This window comes from Arthrobacter mobilis (assembly GCF_012395835.1).
In the GTDB taxonomy this organism is placed as follows: domain Bacteria; phylum Actinomycetota; class Actinomycetes; order Actinomycetales; family Micrococcaceae; genus Crystallibacter; species Crystallibacter mobilis.
Genome location: NZ_JAAZSQ010000007.1, coordinates 124,360 through 143,515, shown reverse-complemented (window position 1 = coordinate 143,515; position 19,156 = coordinate 124,360). Strand labels below are relative to the sequence as shown.

The following is a 19,156-nucleotide window of genomic DNA, read 5'->3' as shown; positions in this document are numbered from 1 at the left end:
ACGACGCCGCCCCGCAATGGTAAGCATGCTTGCAACCGGCCGCGTGCTGCGAAAAACTGAAGGTCCAGAAGATGACCGCACAAGGGAAGCAGGAGCACCATGACTTCGGAACGCCATGAGGACCAGCGGGCGGAAAAGCCGAACCCCAGCCGGGATGAAGAATTGCTGCCCGACGCCGACAAGCCGGCGAGCTCCTCGCAGGGCCTCGGCAAGGTCTGGGGGGATGCAGAACGCTCAGGCTCGGCCGTGGACGAGCCGGTCAAGGAGCCCAACGAACGCGACGCCGCCGCCATCCAGGACCTGGAGGAGAACTACATCGTCCGCGAAGACGAGCACGGCGAACGCTATATAGAGGAGGACCGCGGCGAGCGCTGAGCCTGGGCCGGAACCGCGAGCCAGCGCCGGGCGGCGGCCACCAGCAGCAGCACCAGCAGGACGATCAGCGCGCCGTCGGCCGCTATATACAGCAGGTGCATGCCGGAGCCGCCGCCGGACAGGCCGGCGAGCACCCGGTCCGTCTCCTGGTTCAGCACCGGCCGGATGACCGCCACCTTGACCAGCAGCACGCCGACGGCAGCCCAGAGCAGGCCGCGGAACAGACGGTCCACGCCCGCACGGACGCTGGAGAGCACCAGCAGCGCCGCGATCACCAGTTCCACGATGTTCATGGCGGTGAAGACGAGCCGGCCGATACCCAGCCCCAGCGGAACCGTGATGCCGGGCGCTTGGAACTTCAGCGGTGCCTCGATCAGTGAAATGCCGATGATCATGCCCAGCCAGATGGCCGGAAGGACCAGCCGTGCGGCAGTACGGGCCCGCTGCATGTGCGTCTCCTTGTCCGTCCTCTGCTCCGGCTTCCAGCCTATCCGGCGGAATGGGGCGGCTTACAGTTCGCGCACCACCTTCGCCGGATTGCCCAGCGCCACCACGTTGGCCGGCAGGTCCTTGGTGACGACGGCGCCGGCGCCCACCACGGTGTTCTCGCCGATAGTCACTCCCGGCAGCACGACCACGCCGCCGCCGAGCCAGGCATTGTCACCGATAGTGATCGGCTTACCGGCCTCGAGCTTGTCGCGGCGCTGCCGGGCATCCAGCGGGTGGGTGGGGGTGAGCAGCTGGACGTTGGGGCCGATCTGCACGTCGTCGCCGATGGTGATCGGCACGACGTCGAGTGCCACGAAGTTGAAGTTGATGAAGGTACGGGCCCCTATGGAGATGTTTTTGCCGTAATCGACATAAAGCGGCGCGCGGATTTCGGTGCCCTCCCCCACCGCACCCAGCAGCCGGCGCAGGATCCGCGCCGCGGTGTCCGGATGGGCCGCCCAAATCCGGGAGTATTCCGCGGCCATCCGCATGGCTTCGCGGTTGGCCCGGGCCAGCACCGGATCGTCGGCGATGTAGAGGTCCCCGGCCAGCATCCGCTCCTGCTGGGAACGGGGGTCGTCGTCGAAATACCCGCTCATGCCGCTTCCTTTCGCCACGTCCGGAACCTGCTCAAACCATCCTGCCGCCGCAACCGGCACGGCGGTAGACCCCCGGCGCCCCCGGCGGGCCGATGCCGGTAGCATCGGGGCATGGAATTCAGGTATCTGGGCAACAGCGGGCTGAAGATCTCGGAAATCACCTACGGCAACTGGCTCACCCACGGCTCCCAGGTGGAGAACGACGTCGCCACCGCGTGCGTGCATGCGGCGCTGGATGCGGGGATCACCACCTTCGACACAGCGGATGTCTACGCCAACACCGCGGCCGAAACGGTGCTCGGCAAGGCACTGCAGGACGAACGCCGGGAATCCCTAGAGATCTTCACCAAGGTGTACTTCCCCACCGGCCCCAAGGGCCACAACGATACCGGGCTCTCGCGCAAGCACATCATGGAATCCATCAACGGCTCACTGCGCCGGCTGCAGACGGACTACGTGGACCTCTACCAGGCGCACCGCTACGACGTCGAAACCCCGCTGGAGGAAACCATGCAGGCCTTCGCGGACGTGGTCCGGGCGGGCAAGGCGCTGTATATCGGGGTCAGCGAGTGGACGGCGGAGGAACTGCGCGCCGGCCATTCCCTGGCCCGGGAGCTGGGTTTCCAGCTGATCTCCAACCAGCCGCAGTACTCCATGCTCTGGCGGGTGATCGAGGAGGAGGTAATCCCGGCCTCCGAGGACCTGGGCATCTCGCAGATCGTCTGGTCCCCGGTGGCGCAGGGCGTACTCAGCGGAAAATACAAACCCGGAGCGGCGGTCCCGGCCGGAAGCCGGGCCGCGGACGAGAAGGGCGGCGCGGACATGATCCGGCGCTGGCTGTCCGACGACGTACTCGCCGCAGTGCACCGGCTGCAGCCGGTTGCCGAGGAGGCAGGGCTGACCATGGCCCAGCTCGCCGTCGCCTGGGTGCTGCAGAACCGCAATGTCGCCTCCGCCATCATCGGCGCGTCCCGGCCCGAGCAGGTGGCCTCCAACGTCAAGGCCGCCGGGGTACGGCTGAAGCCGGAAATCATGGCCCGGATCGACGAGGCCGTGGGCGAACTGGCCGAACGCGACCCGGCCAGGACCAAGTCCCCCGCCGCCCGCCTGGTCTGACCCCGCCCGCGACTGCGTGAAGCCCCCGGGCGGCCGGAGCGGCCGGCCGCCCGGGGATGTTCAGTTAGTTCTTCGTGACCTGGATGCTGACCGGCGTCGGGTTGGCGAAGAGGTCCAGGACCGGGCAATGCGCGTCCACGGTCCGGCGCAGTTCCTCATAGCGCTCCTGCGTTTCCGGGCCGGTGATCTCCACCTTCAGGCGCACGGCCTCGAACCCGGGACGGACGCCGTCGCCGGCGCCGAACAGGCCGCTCACGTCGAGGTCGCCCTCGGCGGCGATGTTAATTTCGTCGAACTTGATGCCCAACTGGTGGGCGTAGAGCCGGTACACGACCACCTGGCAGGAGATCAGCGCGCCGAGCGCGTACTCCACGGGGCTGGCCGCGGCGTCGTCGCCGGCCAGCCCGGCCGGCTCGTCCACGGTGAATTCATGCTTGCCCGCGGTAATGCGGGTAGCTACCGCGCCTTCGCCGTCGCCGGACGCCTTGAAGGTCAGGCGGGCATTGGCGGTGTTCTCGGCAATCCTGCCGCTCCAGAAGGCGCCGGCCTCGTCCAGCCGTGCGGCGCGGTCTTCGGCCAGGTCCCGTACTGCAGTTTCGGTCATGGTGTTCCTTCGCGTCGAGGCGCATGCCAGGCACGGCGCCATACTTACGCGGCCCGGTCCTGCGCCGAAGCCGCGTCGAATCATCACCTGGGGCACCCCACTACAGCGATGAGGGTTGCCGCCCAACCAGCCAGGGCTTGACGTCGGGACTCCTGATTCCGGATCCCATCTTGGGATGTGCAGGCAACAGGTGCAATCGTGGCGGTAACACGGCGCAACCGCGGGTCACAGGAGGCAATACGCCCGGTGGCCACTGCCGATGAACTGGCAGTGGCCACCAATTGCGTCCGGAGGACAGGCGGATTTTAGCGGACTTTGTCCTTGAGGAAGTCGACGGCGCGGGTCCAGGCGAGCTTGGCTTCGGCCGGGCGGTAGTTGCCGGCCGGGTTCTCGTCGTTGTGGAAGGCGTGCGGGGCGTCGTAGAAGTAATAAGTGACCTCGGCGCCGGATTCGCGGCGGATCTGCTCGGCCTGTTCGTGGGCCTTGTCGGCGGGGTAGAACGCATCCTGTTCCCCGTAGTGGCCCTGAACCGCCGCGCGCACGCCCGTGAAGGATTCCGGCACGCCCTGGCCCACGCCGTAGAACGGCACCGCGGCGCTGACCCGTTCGCCCTGCTGGGCCGCGAGCGCCAGCACAAAGCCGCCGCCCATGCAGAAGCCGATGGCCCCCACGGTGGAGCTGGTCACGGCGTCGCTGGCGAGCAGGTAGTCCACGGCCCCGGCCAGCAGCCTGGCGCCCTCGTCCTCCGGCAGCTTCGACATCATCTCGGCGGCCTCATCGCCGTCGTGCGTGATCCGCCCGCCGTACAGGTCCGGGGCCAGCGCCACGAAGCCCTCGGCGGCCAGCCGGTCCGTGACGTCGCGGATGTGGTCCACCAGGCCCCACCATTCCTGGATGACGATCACCCCCGGGCCCTTGCCGGATTCGGGCAGGGCCAGGTAGCCGTGGGCTTTCCCGCCGGCGGACGGGAAGGTGAGGTTCTGGTGCGGGGTCTGCTCGGCCAAAGGTATCCTCCTGCTCATCGGATCGATTCGCCCCCACTCTAACGTGGAATAACGCGTGGCCATCGCGATGTTGGTACCGAGCATGAGCCCCGTTACCCATTCCCCCGACGCGCTCCTGGAGCGCTGGCAGCGCTTCCGCGCCAACCGGGACAATGCCCTGGCCGCCGAGCACGGCTGGCTGACGCTGACTTCGCTGCAGTGGCTGCCGGCCGAACCCTGCGCGCTGGAACTGGTGCCGGGATTGTGGAGCGCCGACGGCACGACCTCCGCGGGCGGTTCCGCCACGCTGAGCGCCGCGGCGGAGGACGGGCTGGTCTTCGTGGACAGCGGCGAACCGGCCGCCGGAACGTTTAGCGTGGCCCTGGCGGACGAGGAATCGCTGAACTGGGTGCGGTACGGCAGCACCGTCGTCGAACTGGCCGTGCGCGGGGACCGCTACGCCATCCGTACCCGGGACAATGCCTCGCCGGTGCTGACCGGGTTCGACGGCGTGCCGGTCTTTGCGTACAACTCGGACCTGGCGCTTACCGGCCGGTTCGAGGCGTACGACCAGCCCCGCCAGGTGGCGATCGGGACCTCCAACCCGCTGGTTGGCGGTACCGCCGCCGCCGTCGGCACGGTCACGTTCGAGCTGGACGGACGCAGCCACTCCCTGGTCGCGGAGCCGGAGAAGCTCGGTTCGCTCAGGCTCACCTTCCACGACCGGACCAACGGGAGCTCCACCGCCGGTTGGCGCCAGGTGGTCACCAACCGGCCGGCGGCGGACGGGACGGTCACGATCGACTTCAACCGGGCGATCAACTTCCCGAGCGCCTTCACCGATTTCGGCACCTGCCCGCGGCCGGTCGAGGGCAATATCATCGACGCCGCGGTCGAGGCCGGGGAAAAGCGGCCCCGTTAGCCCGGATCCCGGCTTTCCCTCCGAAACGGGAATCTGCTCCGGGTACAAAACGTGAGCAGATCCCCGTTTCGCAGGAAAGAAAAGGTAGATGGAAAGCCCGGGCGCCAGCTCCGGCAGGAAACTCCCGGTGCCTGTCCACGCTACGCTGAACAGCAGTTCGCGCCTGAGGAGGAACATTGGTTGACGTCCTGACCGAAACGGTCATCGAGCGGCCCAGCGCCGAGGTGGCCGCCTTCGCCACGGATCCGGACAACGCACCGCGGTGGTACCGGAACATCTCGTCCGTCGTGTGGCAGACGCCGAAGCCGCTGGCGGTCGGCTCGCGGGTGGCGTTTTCCGCGCAGTTCCTGGGCCGGCAGCTGGACTACGTCTACGAAATCAGCGAACTGGTGCCGGGACGGAAGCTGGTCATGCGCACCGCGCAGGGGCCGTTTCCCATGCAGACTACGTACACCTGGACCGCCGCCGGTCCGGCCGCTACCCAGATGACCCTGCGCAATACCGGTGAACCGGCAGGCTTTTCCCGGCTGGCTGCCGCCGTCATGGCCCCAATGATGCGCGCCGCCAACCGCCGGGACCTGCGGGACCTCAAGCGCATCCTCGAGGCCTGACCGGGCCTAAGCCGCCCCGCTCCTGGGCAGCGCCACCAGTTCCACCTGCCCAAGCCGGCCGGCATCCGCCACCGCCGTGAGGTAGCTGCAGAACGGCTGGCGGCGCCGGTCCGTGGGCGAACCCGGATTCAGCAGCCGCATACCGCGCGGTGTCGTCGTGTCCCACGGGATGTGGCTGTGCCCGAAGACCAGCACGTCCGTATCCGGGAACTGTTCATCCGCGCGGGCCTCGCGTCCGCGGGCGGGCCCGGTCTCGTGCACCATGGCGAAGCGGATCCCGTCGAACTGCACCCTGGCCACCTCGGGCAGCCGTGCGCGCAGCTCATCGCCGTCGTTATTGCCGTACACCCCGACCAGCTGCGCGGCGCGCAGCTGCAGTTCCTCCAGCAGGTCCACGGTTAGCCAGTCCCCGGCGTGGAACACCACGTCCGCCTGTTCGACGGCGTCCCAGACGGCCGCCGGCAGCGCGCGGGCGCGTTTGGGGACGTGCGTATCTGCCAGGAACAGGAGCCGGGTGGACATGGGGGCATTTTCCCATGTCGCCAAATTGTTGCAAGCCAAACTCTTGTCAAGTTCCGGCGCGGGAACAATGCTGGGGGAAGTGTACGGCATAGCCGGCCAGTACATCCATGCTCGCAAAGGGGGGCGCAATGGGGCGCAGAGAAGGATCCGACACGGCCAACAGCGGGCAGCCGCCCGCGCAGATCGACGGCCACCCGCTGCCGGCAGGGGTCTGGGAGGACCCCGGCGGGTTCTTCGGCAGCGTGTGCGAGGGCAGGACCGGCACCGGGGTGCCGGGCGGGAGCCCGCAGGGTTTGACGACGGTGATTCCGGCCAGGGCCCGCGCCGGAAGCAGGACCCGGAACAGGACCAGGTTCACCGTCGACCACCCGCTCGATCCGGAGAACAGGTACCTGTCGCATTCCTCCGTCTGGTCCGCGGAGATGCTCAATGTCTACAGCGGCACGGTGACCACCGATGACAAGGGCGCGGCCCAGGTCCGGCTGCCCGAGTACTGCGAAGCGCTGAACACCGACTTCCGCTACCAGCTCACCGCCGTCGGGCAGTTCGCCCAGGTGATCGTGGCCGAGGAAATCGACGGCAGCGCCTTCACCATCCGGACCGACCGTCCGCACGTCAAGGTCTGCTGGCAGGTCACCGGAGTCCGGCAGGACGCCTGGGCCGCCGCGAACCCGCTCACCGTGGAAGAAGACAAAGCGGACGGGGAGCGGGGCCGCTACCTGTATCCGGAGTTGTACGCTCAAGACGAGGAGGTCACCGTCCCCCGGCCGGCCATACGGGAGGCTCTGCCGGAGAGGGCGGCCGGGCTGGTTCCCGAGGACCTGCAGGAGCAGGCCGGCAGCCCGCTGCAGCTGCTCATCCAGGACAATCCCGTGGACGACGAAGATCTGCGCCGGCTGCTGAGCGGGATCCGGGACCGCGCCGAGGCCACGGCCGCGGCTGCCCGCGCGCGGTTGAAGGAACAGTGGGGCGAGCTGCACGAGGACTGACGCGGGATCCCTCCGCGTCAATTGGCGAAAAGATCCGCCAGCCGGTCCCGGGACGTCCACAGCGCCAGCGAGTCGCCGTCGTTGTTCAGGACCGACGCCGCGCCGCCGTTGTAGTAGCGGCCGGCGGTGCTGGTGCCCGGCCCGGCGTACACGCGCAGCTGCCCGCCAGGGGCCAGCACGTAGCCTTCCCCAATGGTGAGTTTGTTGCCGGCCGCGTCCCGGATGACGTAGCCGCCGACATCCACGCTGCGGCCGGAGGAGTTGCGCAGCAGCACGTACTCGCCGTTCTCCGGCTGCACGTCGCTGCCGGCCGGGTTGTTCAGCGCGTCCGCGATCTCCACGCCGGATGCCGCCGGCAGCACTTTCCGGCCGTCCAACTGGCGGGCGGCCTGGATCGGGAAGTCGCCGGTCACCGCATCCACGCCAAGGTCGACCACGGCCTGGATAGCTTCGGGTCCGTTGACGGTGTAGACGCCCAGGGACAGGCCTGCAGCCTTCACGTCCGCGACGTTGCCTGCGGTGAGGTTGCGATAGTTCGTCCCGACTGAATCCGCGAAGCCGGCCCAGGACGCCAGCATCCGGGCATCCGGAACGGTGCCGGTGAGCTGCTGCAGCGGAATGTCGGGCGCGAGCCGGGCGAATTCGCGGTTGGAGGCCTCGTCGAAACCGATCACCTGCACCTTGCCCGCATCCACGAGCTGGCGCCAGGCCGGGTCCTGCGCCAGCTTGTCCGCCACCAGCTGCTCGATGCCCGGGGAATTCTTCGGCGCTTTGATCTCGATGTAGACCCCGGTGCTGCCGGCGGCGATCCGGGCCGCGTCGTCCAGGTGCGGGATCCGCTCGCCGGCGAAGCGTTCGCCGAAATAGGAACCGGCGTCCAGCTGGCGCAGTTCGGCCCACGTGAAGGAGGTGACCGGGGCCTGGGCACGGTCCGGGAAGACTTCCTCAACATTGGTGGTACGTGCCGCCGTGTCGTCGTGGAACAGGAACGGCACGCCGTCCGCGCTGAGCTGGACGTCGATTTCGATGAAGTCGGCGCCCGAGGCGCGGCCGTCCTTGAAGGCCGCCACCGTGTTCTCCGGCGCGGTGCCGGCCGCCCCGCGGTGGCCGATCAGCAGCGGCCGGCCAGCGTCCGGCTCCTGGGCGGTGGCTGCCGGGGCAGCGAACGGGGAAAGTACGACGACGGCGGTGGCTGCCGCGGCGCCGAGGGCCTGGGCGAGGCGAGGTGCCATGGGTTCAGGGTCCTTCCGGTAGCTGGCTGTTGATCCTGCCGGACCCGATGCTTCCCTGCCCTGGTGCCCGGGATGCCACCGCGGGGTGAATCCCCGGTGAAGGGCTGCCGTCGGACCGGTGGTGGGCCGGCGCCGCAGGAGCCGGGGAAAACGTCACAAAATCAGCACTAATTTTTCCGCCCGCCCCGGGCTTACCCTAGGGGCAGGGTGCCTTCCGCACCGGAAGGCCGCAACGACGGAGGTACTTCCCGTGACTACCAATGTTGCCGACTGCAGCGTGACCAACTGCTCCTTCAACGACCACCATGAATGCAATGCGTCCGCCATTACCGTGGCCGGAAACGAGGACCACGCCCACTGCGCCACCTTCGTGGACATCGGTGTCCACGGCGGCCTGCCGAAGGTCCTGGCCACCATCGGCGCCTGCCAGCGGGCCGAATGCACTTACAACGACCATCTGATGTGCGGTGCGCCCGAGGTCCATGTCGGGCCGGGCGCGGACAATGCCGACTGCCTGACCTACAGGCACGCCTCCTGAGCAGGCTGTCCGAACAAAGTGCTTAATGTGGGGCCCTGCCGCTGAACTGCTCCCCAGAAGTTGGACTGAAGAATTCAGATCCGATGACTGGGGAGCAGTTCCATGTATGCAAGCAGTTCGTTGTCCGAGGCCCAGCGCGCTGAAGCGGTAGCGTTGTTCGAAGCTGGTTATGGGTATAAGGCTGTGGCATCGCGGCTTCAAGCGGGCCGTAAGCCGATCCAAAAGTTGCACGGCCGGTGGCGGATTCGTGGAAGTGGAGCGCTGGTGACCAAGCCGACCAAGCGGACGTTTTCGTTCGAGTTCAAGCTCGAAGTGGTGCGCCGGGCCATCGCGGGTGAAACGCAGCTCGCGTTGGCGCAGGAGTTCGACCTGTCCTCGCCCCGGCTCATCCAGAAGTGGGTGAACACCTACCGCACCGAGGGCGAGGACGGGCTCCGGCCCAAGCCCAAGGGACGCCCGCGGGGGACTCCCGACGATCCGGAGCGTCAGGAGTCCGAACTGGAGCGGCTGCGCCGGGAGAACGAGCGGCTGCGGGCGGAGAACGCCTACCTGGGAAAATTGCGGGCCTTGAGGGCGCAGGAACGGCGGTGAAGGTCCAGGCCGTCATCTCCCTCAAGGCCGGGCACCGGTTGGGCCTGCTGCTCGAGGCCGCAGGACTGGCCCGCTCGACCTTCTTCTACCACCAGGGCCGGCTGGCCCTGCCGGATCCGCAGACCGGGTTGAAGGCCGCGATCCACGCGGCCTTCAACACCGCGAAAGGCCGCTATGGCCACCGCCGCGTCCACCGCGAACTGGTCAAGGCCGGCTGGCAGGTCGCGAAGAAGACCGTCCTGAAGCTCATGCGCCAGTCGGGCCTGTTCAGCCATGTCCGCCGCCGCCGGCGCTACAACTCGTTCCAGGGCGAAGCGGGGCAGGCCGCCCCGAACCTGCTGGACCGGGACTTCAACGCCGGAGAGCCGAACGAAAAATGGGTCACCGACGTGACCGAGTTCCGCATCGGCGAGTCCAAGATCTACCTGTCCCCGGTGATGGACCTGTTCGACCGCTCCATCCTCGCCTACTCCTGGGGCACCTCACCGGGACTGCAGCTAACGAACACGCCCCTGCAGGAGGCGCTGTCCACGCTGCGGCCCGGCGAGCACCCGATGGTGCATTCGGACCAGGGATTCCAGTACCGGCACCGCTCCTGGCGGAACCTGCTCGCAGGGGCCGGGGCAAAGCAGTCCATGTCCCGCAAGGGCACCTGCCTGGACAACGCGGTCATCGAGGGCTTCTTCGGACACCTCAAGGAGGAACTCTTCAACCACGCCCGGTACCCCAGCGTCGAGGCGTTCACCGCCGAACTGGACGAGTACATGCACTGGTACAACAACGTCAGGACCCACACACGCCTCGAGGGCTTGAGCCCGGCCGAATACCGGACCCAAGCCCTCGCAGCCTATGGTTCTAATTAGACAGTCCAACTTTCGGGGACCAGTTCACGCAGGGCCCCGCACTTTTTACGGCAGCCGGCGGTCGTCCGGAGTGTGCAGGCGGAGCCAGCGGTAGCCGTAGGCGTCGAGCGGCAGTTCGACGCTGCCATCCCCGGCCAGTTCCAGGTCCGTGCCGTCCAGCAGGTCCAGCAGCAGGGCGCCGGCGAGCGGGCGGGTGGTGCCGTCCTTGCCGGCCCCGCTCCCACCGGTCAGCTCCAGCCTGACGGTGGCCGGTTCGGCTGAGAGGTTGTGGGCCAGGACGATGGTGGATTCCTCCCAGGTGCAGCGGTGCGCGAGCACGCTGGGCACGGGCTGGTCGAGCAGCTCGAAGCGGCCCCAGCCCAGCTCCGGGCATTCACGGTAGCGCCGGATGAGCAGGGCCATGAAGTTCCAGAGCGAATCCGGGTCCCGCCGGGCGCGGGCGGCGTTGACGAACTGCGGCCCGAAGCCGCCGTCCACCAGCGGCGAAATGAGCTTCTTCGGGGCCGCCGTCGAGAAGCCGGCGTTGTCGGCGTCGGTCCACTGCATCGGGGTGCGCACCGCCAGCCGGCCCTCGGCGTCCAGGTCCTCCCCCATGCCGATTTCCTCGCCGTAGTACAGCACCGGAGTGCCTGGCAGCGAGAACAGCAGCGAATACACCATGCGCAGGCGCCGCGGATCCCCGCCCAGCATCGGCGGAAGCCGCCGCTTGAGGCCGCGGCCGTACAGCTGCATCCGCTCCTCGGGGCCGAAGGCGGCAAAGACTTCCTGCCGCTCGTCCTCCGTGAGCTTGTCCAGGGTCAGTTCATCGTGGTTGCGCACGAAGGTCGCCCACTGGTTGTCCGGGTTGATCGCCGGCCGTGCGGTGAGCGCCTTGGCCAGAGGGGCAGCGTCCTGCCGGGCCAGCGAGAGGTAGAGGTTCTGCATGCCGATGAAGTCGAACATCACCGTCAGTTCATCCCCGTCGCTGCCGCCGAAGAACAACAGCTGGTCCTGGTACGGCAGGTTGACCTCGCCGAGCAGGATCCCGTCGCCGGAGCGGCGGCCAAGGAAACGGCGCAGGTCCCGCAGGAATTCGTGCGGGTCGGGCAGCTGCGTCCCGTCATCCCCCATCGTTTCAAGGAAGAAGGGCACCGCGTCCACGCGGAAGCCGTCCAACCCGAGCTCCAGCCAGAAGCCCATGGCCCTGGCGATGTGGTCCCGGACGGCGGGGTTGGTGACGTTCAGGTCCGGCTGGTGCTTATAGAAGCGGTGCAGGTACCACTCGCCGGTGGTTTCCTCCAGCGTCCACAGCGAGTCCTCCTGGTCCGGGAACACCACCTCCTTGGAGGTGTCCGGCGGCGGATCCGAACGCCAGACGTAGTAGTCCCGGTACGGGCTGTCCTTGGATTTTTTGGCGGACTGGAACCACGGGTGCCGGTCCGAAGTGTGGTTGACCACCAGATCGGCGATGACCCGCATGCCGCGGTCCCGGGCGGTACGCAGGAACTCCACCAGCTCCCCATGGTCCCCCAGCCGCGGGTCCACACCGTAGAAGTCCGTGATGTCGTAGCCATCGTCCCGGTCCGGGGTCGGGTAGAACGGCATCAGCCAAATGCAGGTCACGCCCAGCTCCGCCAGGTAGTCCACGCGCTGGGCCAGACCCGCGAAGTCCCCCACGCCGTCGCCGCCGGAATCGAAGAAGGTCTCCACGTCCAGGCAGTAGACCACGGCGGTCTTCCACCACAGGTCCGAGGTATCGGTGATCCGCATGGTCCTCCTTGTCCCTGTCCTGCCCCTGCTGGGCCGCCGCGCCGGACATCCGGTCAACGCAGCTGCGGCAGCACCTCGTCCGCGAACTCGGTGATAAACGGCTGCTGCTTCTGCCCCACGAAGTGCAGGTACAGCTCGTCAAAGCCCAGGTCCAGGTACCCCTGCAGCCATTCGGCGTGCCGGCCGGTGCTGGCGGAGACATTGACCGCCTGCCGGACCTGGTCCTCGCCCACGTGCTCGCTCACGGCGTCGAAATGCGCCGCCGTGGCCAGGTCCGCCGCCACATGCGAGGGGAAGACGTTGGAGCGCCACTGGTCCAGGGCAATGGCGGCGGCTTCCTCCTCGGTGTCGGCCCAGGACAGGTGGACCTGGAGCGCGGCCCGGCCGCGGCCGCCGTTGTCCCGGTAGGCCCCCAGCACCTTCCTGAGCTGCTCCGGCGATTGGTTCACGGTGATCAGCCCGTCCGCCCAGGCCGCCGCGCGGCGGGCAGTTTCCACGCTGATCGCCGGGGCAACCAGTTCGGGCTTGATTTCCGGGACCTCCCAAATGCGGGCCTGTTCCACGGTGACCAGGCCGCGGTGGGTGACCTCCTCTCCATCGTGCAGGCGCCGGATCACGTCCACGCACTCTTCCAGCCGCCGCTGGCGCACGTCCTTGGCGGGCCAGCCGCCCCCGGTGATGTGTTCGTTGGTGTTCTCGCCGCTGCCCGGGGCGAACCAGAACCGGCCGGGAAACATGGCCGCAAGGGTCGCCGAGGCATGGGCAATGGTGGCCGGATGGTAGCGCTGGCCGGGGGCGGTCACGACGCCGAAGCGCAGCCGGGTGGTGGCGAGCGCGGCTCCCAGCCAGGACCAGGCGAACCCGGAGTGGCCCTGGCGCGCGGACCAGGGCTCGATGTGGTCCGAGCACATGGCGGCGTCGAAGCCGGCCTCCTCGGCCAGCTTGACGTCGGCCAGCAGCTGGGCGGGGCCGATCTGTTCGTGGGACGCATGGAATCCGATGACAGCCACTGTCCATCCTTATCCTGCCGCCGCGGCGGCTGTCGAGGCCGGCCGGCTCAGCCGCCGGCCTGCCAGTGAACTTCCTCGATGATCCGCAGCACGGCGACGGAGTCGGCAGGGTCCACCGGCACCGGCCCGTCCCCGGCCAGTGCCTCGGCCAGCAGCCGGTAGAACTCCGGGTACGCGCCCCGCTCGGCGGGGACTTTGCGGGTGTCCCCGGGGACGCCGAGGGTGCCCCAGTGTTCCTTGGGTTCGACGCCGTAGCCCGGGTCCGTGGGCAGCAGGCCGGCGGCGAGGGCCGCCTCCTGGCCGTCCAGTCCCCACTTGGTATAGGCGGCCCCGCTGCCGAGGACATGGAAGCGGGGCGCTGACAGTCCCGAGACCAGGTTCATGGACAGATGCGAGCGCACCCCCGATTCGTGCAGCAGCGACACGAAGGCGTCGTCGTCCGCATCGGAATCCTCCGCGCCGAGGTGCCGGGCAGTCTCGCCGTAGACGGTGGAGACGGGGCCGAACAGCTGCAGGGCCTGGTCGATCAGGTGCGAACCGAGGTCGAAGAGGATCCCGCCGCCGTCGGCGATCCCGGAGGTCCCCTTCCAGGTGCGCAGCCCGTGCGGGGACCAGCGCTCGAAGCGGGATTCGAACCGGTGTATCCGGCCGAGCTCGCCGGCGTCGATGAGCTGCCGCAGGGTCAGGAAGTCCGAGTCCCAGCGCCGGTTCTGGTAGACGCTGAGCAGGACGTTGGCCTGCCGGGCCTGGAGGATCAGTTCCTCGGCTTCGGCGGACGTGGGGGCGAAGGGCTTGTCCACCACCACGTTCAGGCCGTGCTCGATGGCCCGGCCGGCCAGTTCGACGTGGCTGGCCGGCGGGGTGCAGACCAGGACCAGGTCGAGCCGGTGCGCCTGGCCGAAGAGCTCGTCGACGGTGGCCAGGACGGCGGTGCCGGGGCACGCGGCGCGGGCCCGGGCGGCGCGTTCGGGGCTGCCGGTGACGATGAAGTCCAGGGAGTAGGCCGGGTCCGCCTGGATGAACGGGGCGTGGAAGTCCCGGCCGGACAGGCCAAAGCCGATCAGGGCAGTGCGGATGGGCTGGACTGCGGTCATGGAACCCCTTCCGGAACGCCGTATCCCTGTCCGGCATCCTACGGGCATTCCCGGAAGGGGGCTACTGTCCCCCTTCCGGTTCCCGGGTCCGTTCCCCTCGCGGTCAGGCGTCCTGCAGCGCCCGCACCGGGGCGTGCGCTGCCGCGGTGGGCACCGGGGTGCCGGCGGTGGACCTGAAGGCCTTCAGGCGCAGGCTGTTGCTGACGACGAAGATGCTGGAGAACGCCATTGCGGCGCCGGCGAGCATCGGGTTGAGCAGGCCCATGGCTGCCAGCGGAATCGCCGCGACGTTGTAGGCGAAGGCCCAGAACAGGTTCGTCTTGATGGTGGCGAGCGTGGCGCGGGCGAGCCGGATTGCGTCCGCTGCCGAGCGCAGGTCGCCGCGGACGAGGGTGAGGTCGGCGGCCTCGATGGCGACGTCGGTGCCCGTGCCCATGGCCAGGCCTAGGTCCGCCCGGGCGAGGGCGGCTGCGTCGTTGACGCCGTCGCCGACCATGGCCACGGTCCTGCCCTCGGCCTGCAGCCGGGCAACGACGTCGACCTTGTCCTGGGGCAGGACCTCGGCGACCACCTCGGTAATGCCGACCTCGGCGGCGACCTGTTCGGCCACGGCCCGGTTGTCGCCGGTCAGCAGCACCGGGGTCAGGCCCAGCTCCCTGAACTGCCGGACGGCCTCGGCGCTGGTGGGTTTGACGGCGTCGGCAACGACCAGCACGCCGCGGGCCCGGCCGTCCCAGGCCACCGCGACGGCGGTCTTCCCCTCCCGCTCGGCACGCTCCTTCGCCCGGGCCAGGTCCCCGTCCAGGCTGACGGACCAGTCCGCCAGCAGCGACGCACGGCCGACCAGGACCGCGTGGCCCTCGACGACGCCCTGCACGCCCCGGCCTTCGATGTTCGCGAACGACTCCGGCACGGGCAGTGCTCCCACGCGCGCGGCCGCCGCCTTGGCGATGGCCTGGGCAACCGGGTGCTCGGAGGCATGCTCGAGCGCGCCGGCGATCCGGAGCAGGTCCTCGGCGGAGGTGCCGTCCGCGGGGAGGGCGTCCAGGAGGGTCATCCGGCCCGTGGTGACGGTGCCGGTCTTGTCCAGCACGATCGTGTCGACCTTGCGGGTGGACTCGAGCACTTCGGGTCCCTTGATCAGGATGCCCAGCTGCGCTCCGCGGCCGGTGCCGACCAGCAGCGCCGTCGGGGTGGCCAGGCCGAGGGCGCAGGGGCAGGCGATGATCAGCACCGCGACGGCGGCGGTGAAGGCTGCCGCGGGCGGGAAGCCGGCCCCGAGCCAAAAGCCGAGGACGGCGACGGCGGCCGCGATCACGACCGGCACGAAGATGCCCGAGACGCGGTCGGCCAGCCGCTGCATCTCGGCCTTGCCGGACTGGGCGTCCTCGACGAGCCGGGCCATCTGTGCCAGCTGGGTGTCGGAGCCGACGCGGGTGGCCCGGACCACCAGGCGTCCGCCGGCATTCACGGTCGCGCCGGTGACGGGATCGCCTTCGGCGACCTCGACGGGCACGGACTCACCGGTGAGCATGCTCGCGTCCACCGCCGAGCGGCCGTCGATGATGACGCCGTCGGTGGCGATCTTCTCCCCCGGCCGGACGACGAACTCGCCGCCCACTGCGAGCCGGTCGACCGGGATGCGGGTCTCGGTCCCGTTGCGCAGGACGGCGACATCCTTCGCGCCGAGCTCCAGCAGGGCGCGCAGGGCCGCACCGGCCTGCCGCTTGGACCGTTTCTCGAAGTAGCGGCCGGCCAGGACGAACATGGTCACCCCGGCGGCCACCTCCAGGTAGATGTTGGCGGCCCCGTCCGAGGGTGCGACGGTCAGCTCGAAGCCGTGCACCATGCCGGGAGTACCGGCGGTGCCCAGGAACAGGGCATAGAGCGACCACAGGAAGGCGGCCAGCGTGCCGACGGAGACCAGTGTGTCCATCGTTGCCGCGCCATGGCGCAGGTTCGTCCACGCGGCCCGGTGGAACGGCCACGCCGCCCACAGGACCACCGGGGCGGCCAGGGCCAGCGAGGCCCACTGCCAGTAGGTGAACTGCAGGGCCGGGACCATCGCCAGAATGATCACGGGAACCGACAGCACGATGCTGCCGGCCAGCCGCTGGCGGAGCGAAGCCAGTTCAAGGTCCGGCTGCTGCCCGTCCACGGTTTCCGGCGCGGCCGCGGCCTCGGGCAACGCCGCGGTGTAGCCGGTCTTCTCCACCTCCTGGATAAGCAGCTGCGGGTCGAGATCCGCCGGAGCGGTGATCCTGGCGGTCTCGGTGGCGTAGTTCACGGTGGCGGTCACGCCGTCGAGCTTGTTGAGCTTCTTCTCGATGCGCATGGCGCAGGACGCGCAGGTCATTCCGCCGATTTCCAGTTCGATGCTGTTCTCCGGCGCCTGGGGCCGGGATGCTGGTGAGGTCATGGGGTTCCTCCTCGATCAGTGGCTGGAATGTCCGTGGGTCCCGCCCTGTCCGGGCGAGGACGCCGCGGTCCCGGCGGTGAGCGTGAATCCGGCGGTGTGGACGACACCGTCGACCTGGAAGTCCAGGTACAGCAGGTATGTGCCGGCGGTCGGCGCCTGGGTCATGAACTCGATTGCCGGGCCTGGTTCGGTCCTGCCGTCGCCGGGTTCGCCCTCGGGATGCACGTGCAGGTACGCCAGGTCTCCCTCGCGCAGCGCCACCAGGTGCCCGTAGGCGCCCAGGTACGGCTGCAGCGACGTGACCGGCTTCCCGCCGCGGGTGACGGTGAAGCGGAGCGTTGATTCCCCTCCGGCCTGCAGCGAGCCGTCCAGGGCGACGGTGAAGCCGCCGGTTTCAGCCGTCGTCGACATGCTGCGGGACGCCGGGGAGGTTTCCCCCGCAACATCCCCCAAAACGTCGATCGTCCGCGACAAGGTGACGTTGCTGCCCAGCGCGGCCGGGACGAAATCGGCGAAGATCCGGTAGCTGCCCGGGGCGTCCCACTGCCAGGGCACCGACCAGACGCCGTCCTGGTCCCGCACCGGGTGCACGTGGCGGAAGCCGGCGCCGTCGCTGCGGACGATGATCAGGTGCAGCTCCTTCTCGTGCGAGCGGGTGTACCCGGTCAGCGGATCCCCGTCCGGCCCGGTGACCGTGAACGACAGCCTGCCCCGCTGGCCTGTCTCATGAGGTGCTTCCACCGGGCCCAGGACGTAGCCGTCCTGCTCGAGCGACAGGCCGCGCGCGTCCGTCCCTGTGCCGGCTGCTGCCGGGCCGGTTGTTCCCGAAGGGGCGTGTTCTTCCATGGTTCCGCCTTCCTGTGCTGCGGCCGCGGCCCACCCGGGAGCTACCTCGGCGGGCATGACGGCCTGGGCGACGGCGAGACTGCCGGCGAACAATGCCGCCAGCCCCGCCCCGTACAGTCCCAACTTGGTTGGCACGCGCATCGTCAGACCCGTTCCGCCCGATAGCCGGCCTCGTCCACGGCCGCGAGCACCTGGGCATCATCAACCGGGCTCTGGCTGGTAACTGCGAGCCTGCCGGTGGCGGCGCTCACTTCGATGCCTTCGACGCCACCGATGCGGGCAACTTCGTCGCGGATGGCCAGTTCGCAGTGCCCGCAGGTCATGCCAGTTACTTGGTATTCCGCCGTCGTCATCACATTCCTCCTCTAATAGGCCGATACCCCTTAGGGGTATGCTTCACTGTGAAGATATACCCTGGCTGGGTATATGGCAAGTGCGGGGAAACGCAGGCCGGATGCAGGCACGACAAAGCCCTCCGCGGCTGCCGCCAGATGGCGGCCGGCAACGCGGAGGGCTGTCAGGTGCAGGGCAGGACCCCTGCCGGGCCCCTCAGTGCTAGCGGGATTCGATCTGCCGGACCAAATCGGCCGGCAGTTCCTTGTCTGCGGTCCGCAGATTGGCCAGCAGATGGTCGGGGTTGACGGTGCCGACCACGGCACTGGTGAGGTGCTGGTTGTTCAGGACGTAGGCCAGGGCCACCTCGCTGCCCTTCATGCCTTCGATGTCGTTGATGAACCGGTACTTCCGGCCGGCCAGGAACTTGCTGCGGTGGTTGCGCATGGCCCGGAGCAGGTACCAGACGTCGCTCGGGGCCTTGAGCTTGAAGATGTCGCGGGAGTAGAGGGTCTGGGCCAGCGGCGACTTGATCAGCACGCCCATGCCGGCCTCGTGGGCGGCGTCAATCAGCCGGGCGGGAGTGGTGCGGTTGATGATGTTGTACTCGATCATCAGGCTGTCGAACACACCGGCATCCAGCACCTTGCGGGCTCCGGCATTCCCGGTGGAGACGCCCAGATGACCGACCAGGCCCCGGTCCTTGAGCTTCAGCACGGTTTCGATGGCCGCGTCGGCCGGATTCGGGAAGCCGTGGAAGTGCAGCAGGGGGATGTGGTCCAGCTGCAGCCGGCGCAGGCTGGTGAGCACGCTCTGCTCGATGCCCTGCGGCGAGAAATCCTTCACGTGCCGTCCGCCGACCAGCTGGGTGCCGACCTTCGTGGATACGGTCACCTGCCCGGTCCTGCCTTTGAGGATCCGGCCCAGCCGGGCTTCGGCATTGCCGCCACTGTAGTTCGGGCCGGTGTCGAAGAGGTTGACCCCACCCTCGAGCGCCAGCTCAACCAGGCGCCGGGCCTTGCCCTCGTCGAAGGACTTCATACCCCAGTAGCCTCCGGCCCCAAAGCTGATTTCCGAGACCAACAATCCGGTGTTGCCGAGCGGCCGCTGCTTCATGCGCCCGACCCCGCACGGAAACCGCCCCTGAAGGTGACCACTGATTCTCTCCGTCCGTTGATACTGCCAAAAGCCGTCAAAGCGCGCGCAAAAGCGCCGCCGGCAGTTTCCTGCCGCCATGGTGAGCTTAGCCGGTGGCCAGCTTCTTCAGCGGC

At 68.7% G+C, this 19,156-nt stretch carries 21 protein-coding genes and 1 riboswitch; of the genes, 8 read left to right on the top strand and 13 right to left on the bottom strand.

Annotated elements, in window-relative coordinates:
• Nucleotides 1-99 precede the first annotated feature (99 nt).
• On the top strand, nt 100-375 hold the full coding sequence (locus HGG74_RS09675; RefSeq protein WP_168486142.1) for a hypothetical protein: 276 nt from the start codon (nt 100-102) through the stop codon (nt 373-375).
• Here HGG74_RS09675 and HGG74_RS09670 read toward each other — a convergent pair.
• Nucleotides 345-824 (bottom strand): hypothetical protein, encoded by a 480-nt coding sequence (locus tag HGG74_RS09670; RefSeq protein WP_168486141.1) that lies wholly within the window; start codon nt 822-824, stop codon nt 345-347. The two genes, HGG74_RS09675 and HGG74_RS09670, sit on opposite strands and share 31 nt — an antisense overlap.
• Nucleotides 825-884: 60 nt before the next feature.
• Nucleotides 885-1,463 (bottom strand): sugar O-acetyltransferase, encoded by a 579-nt coding sequence (locus HGG74_RS09665; RefSeq protein ID WP_168486140.1) that lies wholly within the window; start codon nt 1,461-1,463, stop codon nt 885-887.
• Between the two features lie 111 nt (nt 1,464-1,574).
• On the opposite strand from HGG74_RS09665, the gene HGG74_RS09660 reads away from it, so the two are divergent.
• Nucleotides 1,575-2,579: an aldo/keto reductase family protein gene (locus tag HGG74_RS09660; RefSeq protein WP_168486139.1), complete on the top strand. Its 1,005-nt coding sequence runs from the start codon at nt 1,575-1,577 to the stop codon at nt 2,577-2,579.
• A gap of 64 nt (nt 2,580-2,643) precedes the next feature.
• On the opposite strand, the gene HGG74_RS09655 is transcribed toward HGG74_RS09660, so the two are convergent.
• Both HGG74_RS09655 and HGG74_RS09650 read right to left on the bottom strand, forming a co-directional pair.
• A complete protein-coding gene (locus HGG74_RS09655) occupies nt 2,644-3,183 on the bottom strand; it encodes an OsmC family protein (RefSeq protein ID WP_168486138.1) in 540 nt (179 codons plus the stop codon).
• Between the two features lie 35 nt (nt 3,184-3,218).
• Nucleotides 3,219-3,341, bottom strand: a riboswitch (SAM riboswitch).
• Between the two features lie 147 nt (nt 3,342-3,488).
• A complete protein-coding gene (locus HGG74_RS09650; RefSeq protein ID WP_246262787.1) occupies nt 3,489-4,187 on the bottom strand; it encodes a dienelactone hydrolase family protein in 699 nt (232 codons plus the stop codon).
• Between the two features lie 82 nt (nt 4,188-4,269).
• On the opposite strand from HGG74_RS09650, the gene HGG74_RS09645 reads away from it, so the two are divergent.
• Nucleotides 4,270-5,088 carry a DUF1684 domain-containing protein gene (locus HGG74_RS09645; RefSeq protein ID WP_168486136.1) on the top strand — a complete coding sequence of 273 codons (819 nt, stop codon included), beginning with the start codon at nt 4,270-4,272 and terminating at the stop codon, nt 5,086-5,088.
• A gap of 176 nt (nt 5,089-5,264) precedes the next feature.
• On the top strand, nt 5,265-5,699 hold the full coding sequence (locus HGG74_RS09640) for an SRPBCC family protein (RefSeq protein ID WP_168486135.1): 435 nt from the start codon (nt 5,265-5,267) through the stop codon (nt 5,697-5,699).
• Between the two features lie 6 nt (nt 5,700-5,705).
• Here HGG74_RS09640 and HGG74_RS09635 read toward each other — a convergent pair whose 3' ends face one another.
• Nucleotides 5,706-6,221 (bottom strand): metallophosphoesterase family protein, encoded by a 516-nt coding sequence (locus HGG74_RS09635; RefSeq protein WP_168486134.1) that lies wholly within the window; start codon nt 6,219-6,221, stop codon nt 5,706-5,708.
• Nucleotides 6,222-6,349: 128 nt separating this feature from the next.
• Between HGG74_RS09635 and HGG74_RS09630 the strand changes: the two genes are divergently transcribed.
• Nucleotides 6,350-7,210, top strand: a complete 861-nt coding sequence (locus tag HGG74_RS09630; RefSeq protein WP_168486133.1) for a hypothetical protein — start codon at nt 6,350-6,352, stop codon at nt 7,208-7,210.
• Between the two features lie 17 nt (nt 7,211-7,227).
• On the opposite strand, the gene HGG74_RS09625 is transcribed toward HGG74_RS09630, so the two are convergent.
• The gene (locus tag HGG74_RS09625; RefSeq protein ID WP_168486132.1) at nt 7,228-8,442 is read right to left on the bottom strand and encodes a glycerophosphodiester phosphodiesterase family protein; all 1,215 of its coding nucleotides are present in this window, start codon (nt 8,440-8,442) and stop codon (nt 7,228-7,230) included.
• A 250-nt stretch (nt 8,443-8,692) separates the two neighbouring features.
• On the opposite strand from HGG74_RS09625, the gene HGG74_RS09620 reads away from it, so the two are divergent.
• The 3 genes from HGG74_RS09620 (at nt 8,693) to HGG74_RS09615 (ending at nt 10,434) form a co-directional block, all read left to right on the top strand.
• Nucleotides 8,693-8,980, top strand: coding sequence for a DUF1540 domain-containing protein (locus HGG74_RS09620; RefSeq protein ID WP_168486131.1), 288 nt, complete (start codon nt 8,693-8,695; stop codon nt 8,978-8,980).
• A gap of 264 nt (nt 8,981-9,244) precedes the next feature.
• On the top strand, nt 9,245-9,571 hold the full coding sequence (locus HGG74_RS21560; protein ID WP_312856801.1) for a helix-turn-helix domain-containing protein: 327 nt from the start codon (nt 9,245-9,247) through the stop codon (nt 9,569-9,571).
• Nucleotides 9,568-10,434: an IS3 family transposase gene (locus HGG74_RS09615; RefSeq protein WP_312856800.1), complete on the top strand. Its 867-nt coding sequence runs from the start codon at nt 9,568-9,570 to the stop codon at nt 10,432-10,434. The genes HGG74_RS21560 and HGG74_RS09615 overlap by 4 nt, the downstream gene beginning before the upstream one ends.
• A 45-nt stretch (nt 10,435-10,479) precedes the next feature.
• On the opposite strand, the gene HGG74_RS09610 is transcribed toward HGG74_RS09615, so the two are convergent.
• The 7 genes from HGG74_RS09610 to HGG74_RS09580 all read right to left on the bottom strand — a co-directional run bounded on the left by HGG74_RS09610 (nt 10,480) and on the right by HGG74_RS09580 (nt 19,001).
• Nucleotides 10,480-12,183 (bottom strand): alpha-amylase family protein, encoded by a 1,704-nt coding sequence (locus HGG74_RS09610; RefSeq protein WP_168486130.1) that lies wholly within the window; start codon nt 12,181-12,183, stop codon nt 10,480-10,482.
• Nucleotides 12,184-12,236: 53 nt separating this feature from the next.
• The gene (locus HGG74_RS09605; RefSeq protein WP_168486129.1) at nt 12,237-13,193 is read right to left on the bottom strand and encodes a TIGR03885 family FMN-dependent LLM class oxidoreductase; all 957 of its coding nucleotides are present in this window, start codon (nt 13,191-13,193) and stop codon (nt 12,237-12,239) included.
• 47 nt (nt 13,194-13,240) lie between these two features.
• A complete protein-coding gene (locus tag HGG74_RS09600) occupies nt 13,241-14,287 on the bottom strand; it encodes a Gfo/Idh/MocA family protein (protein ID WP_168486128.1) in 1,047 nt (348 codons plus the stop codon).
• Between the two features lie 103 nt (nt 14,288-14,390).
• Nucleotides 14,391-16,706, bottom strand: coding sequence for a heavy metal translocating P-type ATPase (locus HGG74_RS09595; RefSeq protein ID WP_168486127.1), 2,316 nt, complete (start codon nt 16,704-16,706; stop codon nt 14,391-14,393).
• 15 nt (nt 16,707-16,721) lie between these two features.
• Nucleotides 16,722-17,693 carry a DUF8832 domain-containing protein gene (locus tag HGG74_RS09590; protein ID WP_168486126.1) on the bottom strand — a complete coding sequence of 324 codons (972 nt, stop codon included), beginning with the start codon at nt 17,691-17,693 and terminating at the stop codon, nt 16,722-16,724.
• Between the two features lie 2 nt (nt 17,694-17,695).
• Entirely contained in the window at nt 17,696-17,905 is a 210-nt protein-coding gene (locus HGG74_RS09585) for a heavy-metal-associated domain-containing protein (protein WP_168486125.1), read from the bottom strand.
• 202 nt (nt 17,906-18,107) lie between these two features.
• Nucleotides 18,108-19,001 carry an aldo/keto reductase gene (locus HGG74_RS09580; protein ID WP_168486124.1) on the bottom strand — a complete coding sequence of 298 codons (894 nt, stop codon included), beginning with the start codon at nt 18,999-19,001 and terminating at the stop codon, nt 18,108-18,110.
• Nucleotides 19,002-19,156: the final 155 nt, after the last annotated feature.